Origin of the sequence: Geoglobus acetivorans, assembly GCF_039641995.1 — an archaeon.
GTDB classification, from domain to species: Archaea; Halobacteriota; Archaeoglobi; order Archaeoglobales; family Archaeoglobaceae; genus Geoglobus; species Geoglobus acetivorans.
Map to the genome: position 1 here is coordinate 848577 of NZ_CP087714.1, position 17919 is coordinate 866495.

Here is a 17919-nt window from a genome sequence, read left to right on the forward strand (position 1 = left end):
GATGGACAGGGAGGAGATAAGAGTTGCAGTGCTGAGAATTGAGGGGACGAACTGTGAGGACGAGACTGTGAGCGCATTCAGGGCACTGGGAGTTGAGGCTGAGGCGGTCCACCTCAAGCAGTTTTACAGCGACATGATAGGAGATGACGAGGCGAGAAATATATGGGATTACTCGGCAGTGGTTTTTCCGGGTGGATTCTCTGCTGGAGATTATGTCCGGGCCGGAGCAATTTTCTCTGCAAGAATAAAAAGCAAGCTGAGACACGATCTCGAGCTTTTCATAAAGGAGGGCTATGCTGTCCTAGGTATATGCAACGGATTTCAGATACTTGTGGAGCTTGGCGCGCTCCCTGGTTTTGACGAGGACAGGCCGGTGGCGGATAAACCCGAAATGGCTCTTGCAATAAACGATTCGAGCAGGTTTGAGTGCAGGCAGAGCTACCTGAAACACGAAAATTCAGGAAAATGCATTTTCACAAAGCTTTACCGCAAAAATGAGGTTGTCGTGTTCCCTGTTGCTCATGCCGAGGGCAAGGTTACGTTCCCCGTTGGAAAGGAGGAAGAGTACCTCCAGCAGCTTGAGGAGAACGATCAGGTGGTCTTCAGATACGTTGATGGTCAGGGGAATTATGCTGGCTATCCCTGGAATCCCAACGGGAGCTATTCGAACATAGCCGGAATATGCAACGTTAAGGGTAACGTTTTCGGATTGATGCCCCACCCGGAGAGGGTAATTCACCCCTGGCAGCACTCTGACTGGGCAAGAAAGCGGAGGGACGAGGGAGATGGACTTAGGGTTTTCAAGAGCGTCATTGAATACCTTGAGAGGTTTTAAATCATTTTTTAATTCGTTCATCTGAGAGTTAGCCGTATATATCTGAAGAAATTATTTTCAGATGGTGGTGAGATGATACTCGTCAGGAGGGTGGATAGCTATGACAGGGTGGATAAATTCGTCAGAGAGGCCTTTGAACTCTTTAAACCCGAGTTTGAGCATGAAGTCATACTCAAGCCGAACTTTTTGAAGTTCAGCGATCCATCAGAGGGGTGTGTAACCCATCCCGATGTCGTTAAGGCTGTTGCAGGGTATTTAAAAAATCATGGACACGATGTGATCATTGCCGAGGGTGGCTTTTACAGGGAGGATGCGGATAAGTGCTTCGATTCTTTCGGTCTGAGAGATTACGGGGAGTGCATAAACGTAAACACGCAGAAGCTCGTAGAGCTTGATGTGGGTGGGAAGGCTCTCAAAACCGTTGAAGCCGGAGAGATTGCTTTAAAAGCCATGAGTGCGCCGTTTGTGAGCCTCCCCAAAATGAAGGTTCACACTCTTGCAACTGTAACTCTCGGAATAAAGAACAACATGGGCTTTTTGAAGAAACCAGCCTCGTACATGCACGTGAAAATAAATCAGAAGCTGGCAGATCTGCTGAAAATTCTCAAACCGGCATTTGTAATCGCTGATGGTGTCATAGGTGGTGCTAACAGCGAGATGAAAACCGAGCCTGTAAATCACGGCGTTATGGTTGCGGGAGACAACGTTATTGAGGTTGATGCTGCCTGTGCGTACCTCATGGGCTTCGAGCCGGAAAAGATCGGCCATATAAGAAAGGCGGCAGAGGAATCTGGAGTAAACCTGAAAAATATAGAAGTTCGGGGGGACGATATTGAGAGTCTCAGGGTGAACTATAAAAGGAACTTTCTGGGACGGATAGCAGGGCATTTGGCGTGGTGATCTGATGAGGCGGTTGATTGAGGCTGAGGAGGCAAAGAGAATTCTTTCACAGGTCAGAATAGATTACGATGTTGTGGAGCTTTCAATTCTGGATGCGGTTGGAAAGGTTTCAGCTGAGAACGTGTTTTCCCCCATAAACCTTCCTCCTTTCAGCAGATCTCTGAGGGATGGTTATGCGGTCATGAGCGACGATGTTTTCAATGCAACCGAACTGACTCCCGTAAAACTCGAAGTTGTGGGCAGGATCAATGCCGGTGAGGACAAAAGGTTAAGGATTGAGCATGGTAAGGCTGTGGAGGTTGCGACCGGGGCAGTTATGCCCGAAAATGCGGATTCGGTCGTGATGGTGGAAAACACATTTCAGGAAGGGAACGTGATTTTCGTAAAAAAGGCTGTCTCTCCTAAGGAGAATGTCATGCTTGAGGGGGCAGACGTCCAGCAGGGAGAACTTCTGCTGCGAGAGGGAGAGATTATTGACGGAATTAAGGCGGGCTTGCTTGCAGGTGCTGGGATTGGGGCTGTAAGAGTAAAGAACATGAGAATCGGAATAATATCGACGGGAGATGAGCTGGTTGAACCTGGAAAACCGCTCTCTCCGGGAAAAATTTACAACGTGAACAGTTACACGCTCTACAGTGAGGTGAAATCCCTCGGAGCAGAACCGGTCCTTTTCGGGATTGTGGGAGATTCGAGGGACGAGCTTGAGAACTCTTTAATTGCTGCCGCTGAGAGATGTCATGCGATAATCACCTCCGGCTCCACCTCGGCCGGAAAGGGGGATCTGCTTTACAGAATTGCCGAAAATCGTGGCGGGATGGTTTTTCACGGCGTGAGGGTTAAGCCGGGCAAGCCATTTTTCTATGCAGAATTTGAGGGCAAACCCCTGTTTGGCCTGCCCGGGTTCCCCACCTCGTGCCTGACGATCTTCAGGGAGTTTGTAGCTGAGGTTATGGCCAGAAATCTGGGCTACCGGCTTAAGCCAAAAACGATGCGGGGGTTTGTGGCCAGGAGGATTTACTCCGAGGGTAGAAGAGAGCTTTTGCCTGTTTTTGTAGCAGGAAACAGAATTTTCCCTGTGGAGAAAGGTTCGGGAGCGATAACTTCGCTAAGCGAGGCGACAGCCTATCTCGAGATTGAGGAGGGCGAAGAAATCATTGAGAAAGGATCAGAGAGGGAGGTAAAGCTTTTTGGAGAAGTATATGACTACGTTTTCGGCGGACTGGATGTGATGGACCTGATTGAGGTTGAGGGCAGGGTTAAAAGAGCTTACGTGAAGCCGGAGCTTGCCGCACTCGAATTTACAAGGAAGAATTTTGATGCCGTCTTTTTCAGAGGTGATGACTTCTCGGTTGAGTATGGTTTTGCGGGCAGGGATGGTAAAGTGGGGGCGGTAGCCGGTTACGGAATAGATGCCGATTTCATGGCGAAAAATCATGAGCAGCTGATAAATCTGCTGAAAACGGGAATTGTGGATGGGGCATACATTCTGAAACCCTTTGCGGATAAGCATGGCGTTGAGATTGAAATCGTTGGAGAGGTGAGTTTGGGGTTCAGAGCGATCGAGAAACTGGAGGGAACCATAAGGCGTCAGATCGACCTTCTCACGAAATAAAACGCAATCAGGAGCGTGAGACCAAGAAGCGAGAGTGACAATATTGGGTTAATCTCGGCTCTCCTTTCCCAGTCGCCCTCAAAAACGTCTTTCATGAACCTGCTAACTTCATCGCTCTCTATTACTACCGCAATTTCCCTGTTGAGCTTCAATCCGTACTTGTTGAAATTTGCAGAGGTAATCAGAACCTTTCCTTCAGTAATCAGGTACTTGCCATGTAGCTCGTCGAACTCGGGAGACCTCACGATTTTGGCTGAAACGTTTGGAATGCTGTTCAGAAACTCTTCAACCTCTCTGTTTCTATTGTAATCGTTCAGCATCACCCTGACCTCGTTGCTTTTTCGAGGCGTTGATGATGGCATTGAGGAGTGGGGACTCATCTGAAAACCATTCAAAGTCTATGTACGGGACGGCGATGTAAAGGAAGCCTTCAGAACTCTCCATGAAATCGAAGACCGGATTGGAATCAGGAAGTACATGAAGCTCGACATAACTTTCAAACTGCAGCTCTCTCCCTTTTCCCTCGCTGTAACCCCCTTCCACGTTCGATACCCTTCCGGGTTTTGTTTCATATTTGAGGTCGTTTCTGAAGACTTTTTCAAGGAATCTGGAAAACTTGGGGCTGTACAGCTCAACGATGACTCCTCTGTTGTCCCACTTCCAGTTTTCTGTGGTTATTACTGTCCTGTTCCCCGCAACAGCAAACTTGTAATGGAAGTTTCTGTAGGGCCCCTCGAGAAAGTGGAAGCGGTATTTTTTCGACAGGGTAATCTCCTCTGATGGCAGGCCCCCGACTGGAGTTGCATCTACAATGAACTCAAAATCACCCCTGAATTTGTCTCTGGTTACCGTATATGATGCGACAATTCCCTTTCCATCCAGAACGTATTTTGAAGGTGTTATGATTATCCTGCCCTCGACAAAATCCGATTCAGGCTCGAAGCTGCTCCAGTCTTCGTATCTGAAGTCCCATCCCCTCTCCGTTCTGAAGTAAACCACTCCTGAGTCCTTGTATTCCTCACTCCAGTCGAAACTTATGGCTTTGCTGTCACAGAGAAGCACGACCTCTTCACCGCTGTTGGAGAGCCTGATCCCCTCAAAATCAGGCTCAAATCCGTAATACTGCCTGAATGCGGTTTTGTTGTTTGCGATGTAGTGAACACCCGCGCTCAGGTTGAACGTGCTTTCGTGGTCTGTCAGCGTGCAGTTTTCGCTGCATCCCACCTTGACGTATTCCCTGCCGTCGTCTCCGTAAGGGTTGGGCAGCACTTCGAGAATTTCGCAGGCTGAGGTTTTGAAGACCATCAGAAAAATGATCATGGCTGCTGCAAGCTCAGCCAATTTCATTCCTCAGCTCTCCCATGGTTGCGTAACGTTCCGCAACAACATCGTGCTGGTGAATGCTTTCCTCATTTATCTGCCGGAAATAGAGGATGGCATCATCTGGAGCGTCCGAGAACTTTTCAACCGCCTTTTTCGCCATCAGTCTAACGGCATCCTCTACGAATCGGGGGTTGAAGTGTGCCTCTTTTACCACCTCAAGCTCGTCGCTTCTCTTGAGGATTTCGTATATCTCGTGACTCATCCCGGATTTTGCCACCTCTATTATTTCCTCAATCCTGGGTCTGAAGTCCTCTCTCACTTCCACCTTGACAAAGCCCCGTCCTCGCTGGTTGTGGGATGCGAACGGGACTATTTTCATGATTTCAGATATCTGATCTGCTGTGAAGCCTGCCTTCTCGAGCTGCTCTGCGGCATACGCCCTCACAAGCTCCTGAGCGCACGGACAGACCGTGATGCCGTAAACCTCTGCCCCCACGAACAGCTTTTTACCTCCATCCCTCCGCTTAACCGCCTCACTGTATATCCTCACGACCTCCTGAGTTTTCTGGTCTGAGGCGGGAGTTCGCTTCCTCAGTATGTACTCTGCTTCCATCAGAACCTCTGCTTTCGTTGCGTACTCGTGTCTCCTGAGCAGCTCATCTACAATCCTCTCATTGAGTTCTTCTATATTCTCGACCGGATTGCGGGTGAGATTCTCGATGACCTCATCGACTGCCTCAAAATTTCTGCTCAAATTGACGCCCTTTCTCGTGGATGGCAGGTCAACAAACACCTCAAAAGTGGCTATGAGAATTACGGGCCTTTTCCCCTCTCTCTTCACCTGCACGAGCTTTCTTATGCCCTTGGCTCCCACTCTGCTGAGGCCAAGTTCAATTTCGGGCTTTGAAAGCTGGACATCCGGGAGCATTATAAGGGGTGATAAACCCCGAAAGGTTAAAATCTTTGCTATTTATTCTAAAATAATAACTGACCTGTTACATCTGTGATGTGTATATATCTGTGATCTGTTTTGGCTCCACCGGCAATCCGGTGATGATAATGATGGGAAAAGTTTAAATGTTTGTTGGTTACACATTTACTCTTGCAGAAGAGGTGATGCGAATGAAACTGTTTAGGGATGAGAAGGGTGTATCGCCTGTTATAGGCGTAATTTTAATGGTGGCAATAACGGTTATACTGGCGGCAGTGATTGCGAGCTTCGTGTTCGGACTGGGAAGCAAGGCACCAAAGAGTGCACCGCAGGCGCAGCTTGTTGTGGTAAAGGCAGTTAATGGTTCTGCTAAAGACTATGTTTTGATCGATCACCAGGGAGGAGAGAGCATATACCTTCCGGATATAAAAGTGGTTATATCCAACTCAAGTGCTTCGAAAGTTATTACTCCGTCAAAGGGAGATGTTTCAATCAATGTTACTGAAGATGATTACTTTGAGGTTGGAGAGCGGCTTAACATAACCTTCAACAAAGACTTAGCAAATGAAGGCGATACAATTAATGTAAAATTGATACATGCACCATCTAATCAGCCGATATTGAGTGCAGATGTTAAAGTAAGATCATCGTAAATACCTCTAATCTTTTTTCGGAAACAGTTTACTTTTTTCTGCATGAGGGAGTATGGATATTTATTTTGGTTTTATGATTCTCACTGTCTAAAGAGATCTTCCAAAGTTACTTACAAAAGGAAATAATCAGTATAAATCCAAAAAATCTGGTAGGAATCACAAACCTTATCTGAGGTTTCAATGCACGTGCTGCTCTCAGTCCCGTGCAATGCGGACAGATGCCGTTGCTTTTATCCACAAAACTCTTTGAATTTTCAAGTCCGTAATAAGTTCGGGTGGAAACAGAGTTTGATGTCATTCCGGATGCCATTCGGAATACATCCAGAAAACAGAAAATCGAGGTGGATAAAATCATCTTTCGCCTCGGAAGCGATGGGAGATTGCAGACAAACTCAGACTGGGATATGCTGCAAAACTCTCCAGCCAGCTTTGAACAGAAACAAATGAACTCCTGAACGGAAACCTGTTAAAGAACCTCTTTGTTCTTCCCTTCAGAAGAAGGATCTTTTAACTGAATTTCTCTTTTCAAAGCTTGTGATTGGCATGCTGAGAATTATATAGCTCTCGATCTCTGCTTGTAGAAGGCAATTGCTGAAGGCAACAGTTTTATAAAGTACCAAAACCAGAACATCTATCGTGACAACGCTGACAGCTCTGGTATGGAAGGAAGGAGATCAGTACGTTTCAAAATGCCCTGAGCTTGAGGTTGCGAGCTGTGGTGATACAATAGAGGAGGCTCTGGAGAACCTCAAGGAGGCCGTGGAGCTATACATCGAGAACGCAAAGGAGCTCGTCATACCTGATGATGCGCTTGAAGCTGTTTTCAGCAAGAAGTTTGCGACAACATTTGAGGTTACTATTTGAGGAGTTCCAGAAATTCATCCTTGCTTAATCCCGCCTGTTTTAAAATTGACAGGAGTGTACCTTTTGGAATGTTCTTTTTCCTCGGAATTATCACCAGCCTGTGGCTTCCGTCCTCATCCACTCTGTACATGGCAATGTGGCTGCCCTTGCCTCTTTTCGGTGCGTAAACGAATCCAGCTTTTTGATAAAGCCCTTATGACATCGCTGTAAGACATTGCTGGCAGTTTAGCCATGAAGTTTTAACCAAAATAAGCAAATAAAACAGTTATGGAATGTTAACGCTCTCAAACTCTTTCAGTCAAAATCAAAATGACCATTGAGAAGAACTTGCTAAAAACATCTTCGTTCTCCCCTCAAAAGAAAGAGAGATTTCTCCGTTATATGTCCTTTTTTACTCCAACCCAACTTCTCCAAATCCCACTTAATCAAGTTTGATCTCGCTACTCCATTTCCCTTAACCGTTCTGCAGCTTTTTCAAATTCCTCAATCAAATAATACGCTTCCACTCCAGCCTTCTTGGCATTGCTCGCCATAACCCTATCGTTGGTGATCAGAATCGAGTTCGTTAACCTGGCTGTCGCTATGAAGTAAGCGTCAGCTGCTCTTGGATGAATGTGCTCTGCTATTCTGAAAGCCTCCTCGAATATCGTATCTTCAGGGAGTAAAACGAAATCTGCCGTTAACCTAACCACATCCAGCTTGGGAATGGTCATACCCAGCCTTCTCGCTACAGCTACGAACTCGATAAGAAGAATTCTTGGTGCGAATACCCTGAGCCCCCTCAGGAGTTTAAGAGTTTCCTTGGCGATATTATTTCTCATAACGTCTTTCTCGAATACGTAATCAATCAATACAGAAGTGTCAATAACGATCATTCCTAACCTCCTCTAAAACTTTGAAGGCATTGTGAACCTTTGGAGCCTTCCTTTCGAGCTCTTCTAATACTCGATAAAATCTATCACCAATCCTTTTCTCTTTTATCTCAATCTCTACGATTTCTCCTTCCCTCAAGTCAACATTCTCAAGGGGTTTAAATACTCCATTCTCATACACCACCTCGATAACCTTTGCCATGTTGTTGAATTCGACTCGAAAATTCAAATACCTTTTGTCGAATTGAGTATAACCACTCCATCTGACTTTTCTGTCATCATTCACTGGAATTTCGATGCTGTGGAAATTGTGAAAGTCAATACAGAATTTGTTTTAGCCAAGTCCTTCACGGCACTGTCAAACTAACGCCCCCAGATTGTACAACCCCACAAAACTCTCCAGCCAGCTCTGAACTGAACGAAAAGAACTATTAAAAGAAATCTATTCCAGAACCTTTTAATCCCGTTCTTCAGCAGGAAAAAGAGCCCTTCAACAGCATTTTTGCATCCAAAGTTTCATACCTATAACTCAGCCCCAGTCTTTGCAGAGCCCACCTGTACCAAGGTCTTCTATCAACAACCACTTCCGGCTTGTTCTCCAGCATTTCAGCACTTTTCTGAGAAAAAACATAGGCGTGAATGCTTGGTCTCCTTTCACTTGCCCAGATAAAACATACACTCTTCCGCATCCACATCTATCGCACCCCAGGTGAAATCTGTCTGTTTTTCAGCTTTAACTTAGTCTTATCTATTGCTATCAGCCTCTCCATCTTCTTTTTGGGTGGTTTCAGAATTCTTTTAATCCTGTGGTAGTAGATTCTTGCTGATTCATGGCTTATCTGCTGGAAAATAAAGCTGAGAGTATTTTTAATTCTGTCTTCTTCCTGTTCCTTCGAAAGAGTTTTTTAGCTTTGATTTCTTCCATTAGCTGGGTTATTAGAGTGTGCATGTGTTTTGTTCGAGTTTTTTATTTTTAATGGCATTCTTGACAACCCCCAGCTTCAGAAATGTATTTATTGAATTCTGACCAAAAATTAAACATGGCTGAAACCCTGACACTCATCAGAGAAATCAGAGAGATGAAGAAAAAACTGGATGAGATTGAAAAAACTCTCATTCTGCAGCTGACAGAAAAAGAAAGGGCAGAGATAATCTCTGATGGGAAGTACAGGGAACTCGTTAAAAAAGCTGAACATTTAAAAAAGCATCCAGAGGACGGATTGAGCGTTGAAGAGGCAATCAGAGAGCTGGAATAGGTATGTATACTGTCATAGTTAGCAAAGAGGTTACTAAGCTATCCAAGAAAATTCTGAAACCAGGTCAAAGAAGAAAGCTTGCAGAATTTTTGAGATCTCCCGAAGAAAACCCATTTCCAAAGCCACCTTACGATGTTAAACCCATTAACTGACAGGAATACAAATGATAACTCAAATTATCATAACGGCGGTTATCATAGATTCGTTGACAGGGTGGATGAGTTGAAGGCTATGAAAGAAAAGCTTGACAGTGAAGCAATTCGAGCTTATCGTCATCCACGGAAAGAAGAGAGTTGGAAAAACCAGGCTGGTTCTTGAGGCGGTGAGAGACAGAGAACATGTGTACTACCTCGCTGTCGAGGAGGATAACCTCAGACACTTCAAGCGTGTTGCTTCCAAGCTTGCCCCTAAAATCTCCTACTCTCAGGAAGATTGGGAAACGTACTTCAATTTTCTGAAGGGTAAATTATTGTAATAGATGAGTTTCCCAACCTGATTAAGGAGAATCCCCGAATCGTATCGCTCTTCCAGCATATTGTAGATCTAACCTTAAGCGGTACAGATACCAAGCTCATACCTTCTGGGCTCGTCTATATCCATGATACGTGACAGGGTTCTCAGTTACAAGAATCCGCTTTACGGAAGGAGGACCACCTCACTAAAACTGAAGCCTCTGAACTTCTTCCACCTCATAGAGTTCTTCCCTCACCTCCAGTGGGAGGAGCTTGTGGAGATATACGGATTTGCAGACGGTATTCCTTGCTATCTTGAAAAAATCAAACTGCCGTTCTGGAAGTGGATTGAAAAAGAGCTGAAAACGCCAGACACCTTCCTGAAAGACGAACTTGATTTTCTGATGAAATATGAGCTCAGTGATACAACAACTTACAAAAGGATTCTGGAGCCATTGTGCACGGCAAAAACACATCGAAGGAGGTAAGGGAGTACATAAAGGCTAAACATTCTGACATCACACAGTATCTGAAAAATCTCATGGAAACGGGGTTCGTTGTGAAAAAAGTCCCAGTAACAGAAAATGAAAGGCCAAAGAGGGGGAGATGCTTTATCGGAGATACCTTCGTTGCGTTCTGGTTCCGCTACATGTATCCGAACCTCTCTTCAAACGAGGAGGGAATTTTTGACATTGAAGAGCTAAAAAAGGATTATGCAAACTATCTGGGAACAGTTTTTGAAGGTATTGCTCGGCAATTCCTCATTGAACTCAACAAACGCGGATCTCTGCCTCTAAGATTCTCCAAGATTGGAGGGTGGTGGCATAAAGCCGACGAAATTGATCTGGTTGCGCTGAACGAGCGTGAGGAAAAGGCTCTGATTGTTGAGGTCAAATGGCGGGAGCTGGGAAAAAACGAGACCAGTAAAATCCTTGAAGATCTGAGGGAGAAAGCAGAATTGATTGAACTTGAAGATTATGTGGTGTATTGGGGTATTGTTGCAAGGAAAGTTTCAGAAAGAAGTGAGCTTGTGGGGGATTTGAGAGATTTTTCACGGGTAGTTTAATGCCTTATAGGGCAATATTTTTCAAATTGTACGGTTTAATAGTGGATAGAGTTAAATACTACTATTAGCAAATTCCTACTATGAAAGTCAGGGTTACAAGAAACTATCAGATAACAATTCCCGCGGAAATAAGGAGGAAAATCAACCTACAGCTTGGCGAAGTTGTTGATGTGACCTATGATGATGTAACGGGAGAGATAAGGATAAAAAAAGTCTCAGAAAAGAGAAAAACTCTGAAAATCGGGAAAAAGCTTGCTCCAGATGAGATTGAAAACTTGATAAGCATGGGCATGGACGAGTCACTATGAAAGCGATCATAGATACGAATGTTCTCATTTACGACACGTTTGAAGACAGTATTTATCATTCGCAGGCAAAACATCTTCTTGATGAACTCAATCACTGGTACATCCCGGCAATAGTCATTCACGAGTATGTCTGGGCGTTAAAATCACTAAAAATTTCTTCCGAAATGGTGCTCTACAAGGTGGAAGAAATACTGAATCACCACAAATCCAGATTGCTCGAAAACACAGAATACGACATTCTATCCGCACTTGATATCGTGGTTAAGGAGAACCTGAGTCTGTCAAGATACAACGATAAGGTTATTCTTTCAGCAGCAATAGAAAATAGAATGAGCATTGCCACATTTGACGAAAAGCTGAGAAAACAAGCCCTCTCTTCAGGAATAGGTGTTTTGCCCTGATGACTTGGCCCCCCTCCATCCCCCTAAACCTAAAAATAAATTTTATCACAAATCGTTAGAATTATCCAAGTTCCCACAAAAACTCTTTAAGGTTCGAAACCCAAGTAAGTATCATAAATAAGCGTTTTTGACCGTTTCTCAGGCATACAGACCAATCACAGCTTTATCTCAACTCCCTCAAACACGATTTCCGGGGTAAGCGTAACGCCAACCTGTCTCTGCTCCCTACCGAAGTGGCTTATCTTGCTCAGAAGGTCATAGATGTTACCGTAAATCATCGCTCCCTTCACGGCCCTGCCCCCGTAATAGGCGTTTCCGAGTTCGAGGCTGAAATCTCCGCTGACGAAGTTGGCTGTGTGAGCTCCGATAAGCGAGTGGACGTAAATCCCATCTGTCTCTCCCTTTTCTCCGTATTCGAGAATTATGTTCGATGGCGAGGTGGTGGGATATGCAGAGTAATCGTCTCTGAAACCGTTTCCTGTCGGGTTTTCGGGACTGTTCTTCAGATCCGAAATGAAGCCTTCCAGCACACCATTCATCACAAGCGTCTTGCTTTTCGCCGGAACGCCTTCATCGTCGAATGAGCATGAACCCATGCCGTATGGTATCAGAGGATCGTCTTTAACTGTAAGCTCTCCAAAAACGTTCTTGCCTACCCTGTCTGCCAGCAGAGATCTGCCCTTTTTAACGTTTTCGTAATAGAAAGCGGGATATAGAGCATGGCTCAAAAGCTGGTCAACTGCAATTGGTGAGAGTGTGACAGTGAACTTTCCGCTCTCCAGCCTGGCCCTCTGGCTGTCCATCCTTGCAAGCTCAAGGGCCCGCTCGGCAAAGTCCTCAGGCCTGAAATCGAGCCTCCTTGAACTGTGGTATTCGTATGCACTTCCACCGTTGAAAACAGCCTCTACGACAATCCCAACAGCGCTCTCCTTTTCAGAATAGTCCACCCCACTGGAGTTCGTTATTCTCCTCTCTGTAACCTCAAACTCTATCTGGGCAGAAGATATGTTTCCTATGGATGTGATAGCTTCACACAAATCGTGGATTTCTTCAGATCCTATTTTTTCCACTTTTCTGTCAAATATATCCACTCTGGGAAGATTTTCCTTTTCTGGAAACTCTTTCAGCTCTTCCTGAGAATTTCGTGCGAGTTTTACTGCAAGTTCTTTCATTCCGTCGTCTATTTTGCTTCCCGAAACCATCGCCACCCTTCCATCGACAATAACCCTGAACGCCTCTCCTCTGGATGTTTTCTCGCCAATCTCTTTGATTTTGCTGTTCTCAATTGTTGCATATTTGCTGACCGTTCTTTCAACGTAAATCTCCCAGTGGTCCATGCTACTCCCCTCCGACAAACGCTTTTACAAGTGCGGGAGGTCCACCATCTGAGATCGGAACGGCCTGGCCTGCTTTCCCGCAGAACCCTGGATCAAACGAAATCTCATCCCCGAGCCTGATCTCTTTCAGAATTTCGAGAGTGTTTCCGCTTAAGGACACGTCTCTCACCATCCCCGCAACCTCGCCTTTACGAATCAGAAATCCGTACTGGGCGTTGAAGTGAAAGAAACCGGTTGCCGGGTTCGTCTCTCCTCCCCTTGAGCCGTAAAGCATAACACCCTCTTTTGCCTCCCCAATAAGCTCATCGAGGCTGTAATCTCCCGCTTCAATAAACGTGTTGCTCATCCTCACTATCGGTGGCTCAAGACCGTCTGCTCTCCCGTTTCCTGGTCTACCTCCAAGCCTTTTTCCGCTCTCTCTTGAATTGAGGAAGTTCTTCAGAATGCCGTTCTCTATAATGGGCGTTCTTTCAGCTTGATACCCTTCATCATCAAACGGATAAAAGCCGAATTCTTTCAGCGTCGGGTCATCATAAACACTGACGCTTTCGTCAGCCACCTTCTTCCCAATCATGTCTTTAAGCACTGTGGCGTTCTGGAGTACGTGGTCCCCCTCGACAGCGTGTCCGAAAGCTTCATGTATGAAAACACCCGTAAGTGAGGGATCCATTATCACGTTCATTCTTCCTGCCGGGGGAGAATCGGCGTTTGAGAGTTTTACAGCAATTTCAGCAACTTTGTCTGCCTTTTCCAACGCTTTTTCGGCAATTTCAAATCCCCCAACCGATAATTCTCTCTCTGAGTGGTACTGCAGCGTCTTGCCTTTCGCAAACGCCTGCATCACAATCCCACATCTCGGTACCCTGTAGTAAATGTCTCCTCCGTTTGAGCTAGTAATCCTTACTTCCCTAACGTTCTCAATATACACTATCCTCGTGCTTACGATTCCTTCAGCCCTGATCATACCTTCAAGCTCTCTCAGGAAGGCGATCTTGTCCTCTAACGCAATCCCCTCGAAATCTTTTTCAGGCTTTAAGACAAACCTGCCCTCAAAAGGCAGGTCATCCACATCAGCATTCCCTTTTCCCACTGCGCATTTCTCAGCCCTGTAAAGCCCCTCCTCATCCTCAACGTTTCCGGTGAAATATCCCCAGAAACCATTTTTAAGAACTCTGAACGCCTTCCCATGCTCTTTGACAGCTCTCGGCCTCTCTATTTTACCATCCTCGAGACTGAGCTGAAGGGAATAAGCTTTAACCTCTCTGATCTCGTAATACCTCATTGTATCTTCCTCCTGCTTATTATTGCCCTACCGTCGACCTCACCCATATATTTTCCCGGGATCATTGCCTGGCCAACGCCCGTGGTTGTGCTGTTGTAGTAAACAACCACATCGTTTGGCCTGATTTTTTCGTCAGCATTCAGCACCCCCTGGGAGAAGATAGTTCCTTTTACCTCAAACTCGGCTATCTCCACCGTGTAACTTCCGGCGTCTTTCAGATAAGTTGCAAGGGGGGCGTAGATGTCCAGATTCCCGTATCTCGGATCAACTCTCGCCACTCTCTCTTTTCTGAAGAACTCAAGTTCCGGGTATCTGCCTCTCACCCTGTCGATTTCGAACTCGACACCAAACTGGTATCTCGTCATGTGTCTGAAAATTTCCTTGTATAGGTCGAATTTTTCCTTCTCTTCATTTTCGAGAACTCTTCTGAGATCCTTCAGGTCTTCAAAGAATTCGATGTCCTTTCCGGCCATGTCTCCCGCTTTTTCAGCCACCTTTCTGTACCCGCCGTGGAGATATGCAACAACTCTCTCGAAACGATTTAGCAGTCCTGCCAGCTTTTCGGCAACAAAATCAACCTCCCAGTCGCTCCATACCCCTGTTGTGGGTGTGTCGTAAAATGCTATTGGGTATATAAGCTCGAATTCCCTCGGTGAGATGAACGGGGATGAAATTATGACTTCATTGACCCCTTTCAGGGCTGATCCGAGAACGCTTCTGATTCTCCTGTGGGACTTTGAAAGCATGTACGGCTTTCTTGCAGAGCAGGGCAGAAGAAGAGCTATGTGGGACTGTGGGTCGTAGGTCTCGTAAAGTCTCTCGAAATAATACCTGAAATCAGGCCTGAAAAATGAGTCCTCTGAGTTGGGGTACACGGGAGATTTCCTGAACCTCGCAAATGGGCTGTCCGAAATTCTGTCGAAAATTCTCAACATTGATGTGGTTTCGGGGCTGGCTTTTACCCTCATCTCTACAAGCTCCCTCAGCGATTCATTTCTCAATGCAGTTCTGGCGAGCTTGATTTCCTTCTGGAGGATGAGCGTGTTGTGTTCGGAGAGAAACTCAAAATCGTTTCTGTACTGCTCTCTGTTTATGCAGGCCTCACAGCTACATGGCAGCTCTTTCAAGCTTTCTATCTTTAATTCTCCTGCCTCTGTGAGATAAATTCCATCATAAGCTTTTTTCAGGGCAAGTGCGTTATCAAGGACGTCTGCCCCGGCATAGATGAGAAATGCAGCATTCCATGGAAGTGCGATTGCTGGAACGTAGAGCGGTTCGCCGCCTTTTCCCGCTTCGAGAAGGATTTCAATTTTATCCTTTGGAAGTTCATTGCCCGTAACGGCCTTTTTGATCAGCCCACTTTTCAAAAAAGCTTCGTAAGTTTCCGGAAGAATCCTTCTAACGGCTTCAGGAGGTCTTCTTTCTGCAAGGGCTTCAAAAAATTCGACTTCGTTTTTGATTCTGATATCTATGAGGTGGGGAGTTATGAACTCTCCAATTTTGCCGAGCCTTGCAAAGCCATCCTGTTTTTCAATTCTGAATTTCATTCAGGTATCTCCTCCATTTATCGTCAACAACAAGCCTGATTTTTTTATCCCTGTTGGCATCCATGAATTTTTTCAGCCCTTCAACTGCCACAGTATACGCTTCATCTTCGAGATCGTCATACGTCTCGGCATGCCCAGCGGGATAACTCTCCATGAGCTCTGCAGGCACAACTCCAAACACCGGTCTCAGATAGAAATCCGCCGGAATTCCCGAGTCCGAGGAAATTACAATTTCATCTTTTTCGATTTCAACCTGCATGACCCTTTCCTGGTGCCTTTTTACGGCAGGCCTGAAAACGCTCTCCCTTCCCAGGTAAAAGAACACCTTTTTTGCAGAGGGGTCGTGCTTCTCCAGAAGCTCGAGGTGGTTCCTGATTTCTCTCCACGCCTGGATCAGATAAGGATGTGCCCTTATTCTGCGCTCCACAAGTTCGAAAAGTTCATTGCTCTTTATTGCCTGCTTGACCCTTCTTATCTCTTCAAAGCTTACGTAAAGGTTGTGTTCCGCAATGAGATATGCTCTCTCGTTCTTGTTCATTTTCCTGAGCTCTTCAGGAGTGTGGTTGAGGCACACCGGGCATGAACATGGAAAATACTGAATTTCCTCGAGCTTCAGGGTTCCGTAGGGGGTGAGGTACCGATCGTCCTTTGCAAATAATGCATAGGCTGCCGAATCGAAGAGATCAATCCCCATCGCCGTGAACAACGCAAATATCATCGGATGTCCTGCACCAAATAGGTGAACGGGCTTTGTTGGGGTCAGGATGGACTTGCTGGCGAGGACGATCTTTGCCACATCTGCGAACCTGTACGAGTCGAGAAGTGGAACGACAGCGCCTATGGCGAAAACGTCTCCGTTTAATCCGTTCGCTTCCCTGGCAGAGTGCCTTCTGAGTTCGGTGTGCGTTGAACCCTGTACGGGAATTGAGAGCAGGTTATCGTGTCCATAGCTCTCATGGATCTCCTCTGCCTCCTTCTCCCTCCTCAGCGTCTCTTCAAGATCGCTCATGGCAGTGCCGTATTCAGCATCCGGAGGAGTGGGGATGTCGAGAGGAGTAACAATATCGCTCTTTATCTCATTCTGGAATCTCACGATTTCGGAATTGGTTATCTCCACATCACCGTACACCATTAGCTGGAAGCTTCCACTGTCCGTCATGACGGGAATGTCCACGCCCAGAAGTCCATGCAGTCCTTTTTCAAGGGCGGTTTCCCTTAGCTTTCTGCTTCTGTATATGATGTATGAGTTCGTGATGAGAATCTCAGCACCGTATTTTTTCATGTCTGCTGGTGGAATGAACCTGATGTTGGGGTTTATGACCGGCATTAGAGCGGGAGTCTCGACCACCCCGTGGGGAGTTTGGAGTTTCCCGACTCTGCCCATAGCATCCTTTGCGGTTATTTCAAAACGCATAAGACGTAATGACCTCGCACGGTTATAAATATTTCATCAGGTTTAAAAATGGAATGGTGTTATTTCAGCATCTTCTCGATATCCATTGCCTTTTTGAGGGTCAGCAGAAACATCGCCAGAACAACCAGCATGACCACGGTTGAGGCAAGAAAAACGGCGGTAAAATCACTCATTCAGGATCACCTCCTCAAATCTGTCTAGCCTGTAATTTATTGCGGCATAAACAACAACAAGAAGTATGAACGAGGTTATGGCTATTCCCAGGGGCATTCCTATTTCGAGACTGATGCTTTCCACCTTGGGATGCAGGGAAAAGAATATCTGAGAGCTGAAGTAGCTGAATGGGATCGTCACGTAAGCGAAGATGGAATATATTGCTGAGATTCTTGCCCTATCGTCGGGCGCATCTATGCTCTGCCTCAGGGCATGATACGCTGCGTAAACGAACCAGGTTATCAGAACTGCCGTCTCTCTTGGATCCCAGTTCCAGAACGCTCCCCATGCAACGTTGGCCCAGATGCTTCCGCTTATGAGTGCAGCAGTTATCAGGTAGAAGCCCGCAACGGCAAAGTTTTTGGCTATAAGGTCATACCTGTAATCCCGTTTGATGAGGTACAGGATCGAGGCAGCCATTGTCACCGTGAACGCAAAAAAGGATCCTATGGCCGAGGGCAGGTGGAAGAATAATATCCTGTAGTTGTCCTTCAGGATGGGCGAAGGTGAGGGTGGAAGGTTCATTGCTGTGTACACTGCGAAGATGAACATCAACACCGCAACTACTGCGATAGCCGCTATTTTTCGCATGAAGTAAATCTAACTTCTTTTGTTTAAAAATCTAATCCAGCGAACTGACAGGAATTGATTTG

Annotated in this window: 21 protein-coding genes and 1 pseudogene; 10 read left to right on the forward strand and 12 right to left on the reverse strand. The window is 45.9% G+C overall.

Going from position 1 to position 17919, the window contains the following annotated elements:
- Position 1: 1 nt before the first annotated feature.
- The 3 genes from purQ (at position 2) to LPQ35_RS05000 (ending at position 3347) form a co-directional block, all read left to right on the forward strand.
- Positions 2-835 (forward strand): phosphoribosylformylglycinamidine synthase subunit PurQ, encoded by an 834-nt coding sequence (gene purQ / locus LPQ35_RS04990; protein WP_193807592.1) that lies wholly within the window; start codon positions 2-4, stop codon positions 833-835.
- 72 nt (positions 836-907) lie between these two features.
- The gene (locus tag LPQ35_RS04995; RefSeq protein ID WP_193807593.1) at positions 908-1735 is read left to right on the forward strand and encodes a DUF362 domain-containing protein; all 828 of its coding nucleotides are present in this window, start codon (positions 908-910) and stop codon (positions 1733-1735) included.
- A gap of 4 nt (positions 1736-1739) precedes the next feature.
- Complete coding sequence (locus tag LPQ35_RS05000; RefSeq protein ID WP_193807594.1) at positions 1740-3347, forward strand: molybdenum cofactor synthesis domain-containing protein; 1608 nt, start codon at positions 1740-1742, stop codon at positions 3345-3347.
- On the opposite strand, the gene LPQ35_RS05005 is transcribed toward LPQ35_RS05000, so the two are convergent.
- Genes LPQ35_RS05005 through mptA form a run of 3 tightly spaced genes read right to left on the reverse strand, consistent with a single transcriptional unit; the run spans position 3323 to position 5598 of the window.
- Positions 3323-3667, reverse strand: a complete 345-nt coding sequence (locus tag LPQ35_RS05005) for a phospholipase D-like domain-containing protein (RefSeq protein WP_193807595.1) — start codon at positions 3665-3667, stop codon at positions 3323-3325. The two genes, LPQ35_RS05000 and LPQ35_RS05005, sit on opposite strands and share 25 nt — an antisense overlap.
- Positions 3648-4694 carry a hypothetical protein gene (locus LPQ35_RS05010; RefSeq protein ID WP_193807596.1) on the reverse strand — a complete coding sequence of 349 codons (1047 nt, stop codon included), beginning with the start codon at positions 4692-4694 and terminating at the stop codon, positions 3648-3650. Before LPQ35_RS05010 ends, LPQ35_RS05005 begins: the two co-directional genes overlap by 20 nt.
- On the reverse strand, positions 4681-5598 hold the full coding sequence (mptA, locus tag LPQ35_RS05015; RefSeq protein WP_193807597.1) for a GTP cyclohydrolase MptA: 918 nt from the start codon (positions 5596-5598) through the stop codon (positions 4681-4683). The genes LPQ35_RS05010 and mptA overlap by 14 nt, the downstream gene beginning before the upstream one ends.
- A gap of 194 nt (positions 5599-5792) precedes the next feature.
- On the opposite strand from mptA, the gene LPQ35_RS05020 reads away from it, so the two are divergent.
- Both LPQ35_RS05020 and LPQ35_RS05025 read left to right on the forward strand, forming a co-directional pair.
- Positions 5793-6254, forward strand: coding sequence for a type IV pilin (locus LPQ35_RS05020; RefSeq protein WP_203218990.1), 462 nt, complete (start codon positions 5793-5795; stop codon positions 6252-6254).
- Positions 6255-6890: 636 nt separating this feature from the next.
- Entirely contained in the window at positions 6891-7118 is a 228-nt protein-coding gene (locus tag LPQ35_RS05025) for a type II toxin-antitoxin system HicB family antitoxin (protein ID WP_193807598.1), read from the forward strand.
- Here LPQ35_RS05025 and LPQ35_RS05030 read toward each other — a convergent pair.
- The 4 genes from LPQ35_RS05030 to LPQ35_RS05045 all read right to left on the reverse strand — a co-directional run bounded on the left by LPQ35_RS05030 (position 7111) and on the right by LPQ35_RS05045 (position 8685).
- The gene (locus LPQ35_RS05030) at positions 7111-7248 is read right to left on the reverse strand and encodes a type II toxin-antitoxin system HicA family toxin (protein ID WP_346297701.1); all 138 of its coding nucleotides are present in this window, start codon (positions 7246-7248) and stop codon (positions 7111-7113) included. The genes LPQ35_RS05025 and LPQ35_RS05030 overlap by 8 nt on opposite strands.
- Positions 7249-7558: 310 nt before the next feature.
- Positions 7559-7993 (reverse strand): PIN domain-containing protein, encoded by a 435-nt coding sequence (locus tag LPQ35_RS05035; RefSeq protein ID WP_193807599.1) that lies wholly within the window; start codon positions 7991-7993, stop codon positions 7559-7561.
- Positions 7980-8192 carry an antitoxin AF2212-like protein gene (locus tag LPQ35_RS05040; RefSeq protein ID WP_193807600.1) on the reverse strand — a complete coding sequence of 71 codons (213 nt, stop codon included), beginning with the start codon at positions 8190-8192 and terminating at the stop codon, positions 7980-7982. The genes LPQ35_RS05035 and LPQ35_RS05040 overlap by 14 nt, the downstream gene beginning before the upstream one ends.
- Positions 8193-8460: 268 nt before the next feature.
- Positions 8461-8685, reverse strand: coding sequence for a hypothetical protein (locus LPQ35_RS05045; RefSeq protein WP_346297702.1), 225 nt, complete (start codon positions 8683-8685; stop codon positions 8461-8463).
- A gap of 345 nt (positions 8686-9030) precedes the next feature.
- Here LPQ35_RS05045 and LPQ35_RS05050 point away from each other — a divergent pair, with 345 nt between their 5' ends.
- The 5 genes and pseudogenes from LPQ35_RS05050 to LPQ35_RS05080 all read left to right on the forward strand — a co-directional run bounded on the left by LPQ35_RS05050 (position 9031) and on the right by LPQ35_RS05080 (position 11473).
- Positions 9031-9246 carry a hypothetical protein gene (locus tag LPQ35_RS05050; RefSeq protein WP_193807601.1) on the forward strand — a complete coding sequence of 72 codons (216 nt, stop codon included), beginning with the start codon at positions 9031-9033 and terminating at the stop codon, positions 9244-9246.
- 2 nt (positions 9247-9248) lie between these two features.
- On the forward strand, positions 9249-9398 hold the full coding sequence (locus LPQ35_RS05055) for a hypothetical protein (RefSeq protein WP_193807602.1): 150 nt from the start codon (positions 9249-9251) through the stop codon (positions 9396-9398).
- Between the two features lie 79 nt (positions 9399-9477).
- Positions 9478-10764: pseudogene (locus LPQ35_RS11180) on the forward strand (ATP-binding protein).
- Between the two features lie 80 nt (positions 10765-10844).
- The gene (locus tag LPQ35_RS05075) at positions 10845-11072 is read left to right on the forward strand and encodes an AbrB/MazE/SpoVT family DNA-binding domain-containing protein (protein WP_193807603.1); all 228 of its coding nucleotides are present in this window, start codon (positions 10845-10847) and stop codon (positions 11070-11072) included.
- A complete protein-coding gene (locus LPQ35_RS05080) occupies positions 11069-11473 on the forward strand; it encodes a PIN domain-containing protein (protein WP_193807604.1) in 405 nt (134 codons plus the stop codon). Before LPQ35_RS05075 ends, LPQ35_RS05080 begins: the two co-directional genes overlap by 4 nt.
- A gap of 155 nt (positions 11474-11628) precedes the next feature.
- Here the strand turns inward: LPQ35_RS05080 and LPQ35_RS05085 are convergent, their stop codons facing one another.
- From LPQ35_RS05085 to LPQ35_RS05105, 5 genes are all read right to left on the reverse strand, one after another.
- Positions 11629-12810, reverse strand: a complete 1182-nt coding sequence (locus LPQ35_RS05085; RefSeq protein ID WP_193807605.1) for a metallopeptidase TldD-related protein — start codon at positions 12808-12810, stop codon at positions 11629-11631.
- Position 12811: 1 nt separating this feature from the next.
- Positions 12812-14092, reverse strand: coding sequence for a metallopeptidase TldD-related protein (locus LPQ35_RS05090; protein ID WP_193807606.1), 1281 nt, complete (start codon positions 14090-14092; stop codon positions 12812-12814).
- Complete coding sequence (locus LPQ35_RS05095) at positions 14089-15639, reverse strand: DUF5591 domain-containing protein (protein WP_193807607.1); 1551 nt, start codon at positions 15637-15639, stop codon at positions 14089-14091. Before LPQ35_RS05095 ends, LPQ35_RS05090 begins: the two co-directional genes overlap by 4 nt.
- The gene (gene tgtA / locus LPQ35_RS05100) at positions 15623-17053 is read right to left on the reverse strand and encodes a tRNA guanosine(15) transglycosylase TgtA (protein WP_193807608.1); all 1431 of its coding nucleotides are present in this window, start codon (positions 17051-17053) and stop codon (positions 15623-15625) included. Before tgtA ends, LPQ35_RS05095 begins: the two co-directional genes overlap by 17 nt.
- Positions 17054-17218: 165 nt before the next feature.
- Complete coding sequence (locus LPQ35_RS05105; RefSeq protein ID WP_193807609.1) at positions 17219-17857, reverse strand: cytochrome c biogenesis protein CcsA; 639 nt, start codon at positions 17855-17857, stop codon at positions 17219-17221.
- Positions 17858-17919 lie beyond the last annotated feature (62 nt).

Excerpts from the sequence above, each read along its gene's own strand:
- purQ (WP_193807592.1), top strand. The coding sequence starts at position 2 with ATGGACAGGGAGGAGATAAGAGTTGCAGTGCTGAGAATTGAGGGGACG.
- LPQ35_RS04995 (WP_193807593.1), top strand. The coding sequence starts at position 908 with ATGATACTCGTCAGGAGGGTGGATAGCTATGACAGGGTGGATAAATTC.
- LPQ35_RS05000 (WP_193807594.1), top strand. The coding sequence starts at position 1,740 with ATGAGGCGGTTGATTGAGGCTGAGGAGGCAAAGAGAATTCTTTCACAG.
- LPQ35_RS05005 (WP_193807595.1), bottom strand. The coding sequence starts at position 3,667 with ATGCTGAACGATTACAATAGAAACAGAGAGGTTGAAGAGTTTCTGAAC.
- LPQ35_RS05010 (WP_193807596.1), bottom strand. The coding sequence starts at position 4,694 with ATGAAATTGGCTGAGCTTGCAGCAGCCATGATCATTTTTCTGATGGTC.
- mptA (WP_193807597.1), bottom strand. The coding sequence starts at position 5,598 with ATGCTCCCGGATGTCCAGCTTTCAAAGCCCGAAATTGAACTTGGCCTC.
- LPQ35_RS05020 (WP_203218990.1), top strand. The coding sequence starts at position 5,793 with ATGAAACTGTTTAGGGATGAGAAGGGTGTATCGCCTGTTATAGGCGTA.
- LPQ35_RS05030 (WP_346297701.1), bottom strand. The coding sequence starts at position 7,248 with ATGTACAGAGTGGATGAGGACGGAAGCCACAGGCTGGTGATAATTCCG.
- LPQ35_RS05035 (WP_193807599.1), bottom strand. The coding sequence starts at position 7,993 with ATGATCGTTATTGACACTTCTGTATTGATTGATTACGTATTCGAGAAA.
- LPQ35_RS05040 (WP_193807600.1), bottom strand. The coding sequence starts at position 8,192 with ATGGCAAAGGTTATCGAGGTGGTGTATGAGAATGGAGTATTTAAACCC.
- LPQ35_RS05045 (WP_346297702.1), bottom strand. The coding sequence starts at position 8,685 with ATGTGGATGCGGAAGAGTGTATGTTTTATCTGGGCAAGTGAAAGGAGA.
- LPQ35_RS05050 (WP_193807601.1), top strand. The coding sequence starts at position 9,031 with ATGGCTGAAACCCTGACACTCATCAGAGAAATCAGAGAGATGAAGAAA.
- LPQ35_RS05055 (WP_193807602.1), top strand. The coding sequence starts at position 9,249 with ATGTATACTGTCATAGTTAGCAAAGAGGTTACTAAGCTATCCAAGAAA.
- LPQ35_RS05075 (WP_193807603.1), top strand. The coding sequence starts at position 10,845 with ATGAAAGTCAGGGTTACAAGAAACTATCAGATAACAATTCCCGCGGAA.
- LPQ35_RS05080 (WP_193807604.1), top strand. The coding sequence starts at position 11,069 with ATGAAAGCGATCATAGATACGAATGTTCTCATTTACGACACGTTTGAA.
- LPQ35_RS05085 (WP_193807605.1), bottom strand. The coding sequence starts at position 12,810 with ATGGACCACTGGGAGATTTACGTTGAAAGAACGGTCAGCAAATATGCA.
- LPQ35_RS05090 (WP_193807606.1), bottom strand. The coding sequence starts at position 14,092 with ATGAGGTATTACGAGATCAGAGAGGTTAAAGCTTATTCCCTTCAGCTC.
- LPQ35_RS05095 (WP_193807607.1), bottom strand. The coding sequence starts at position 15,639 with ATGAAATTCAGAATTGAAAAACAGGATGGCTTTGCAAGGCTCGGCAAA.
- tgtA (WP_193807608.1), bottom strand. The coding sequence starts at position 17,053 with ATGCGTTTTGAAATAACCGCAAAGGATGCTATGGGCAGAGTCGGGAAA.
- LPQ35_RS05105 (WP_193807609.1), bottom strand. The coding sequence starts at position 17,857 with ATGCGAAAAATAGCGGCTATCGCAGTAGTTGCGGTGTTGATGTTCATC.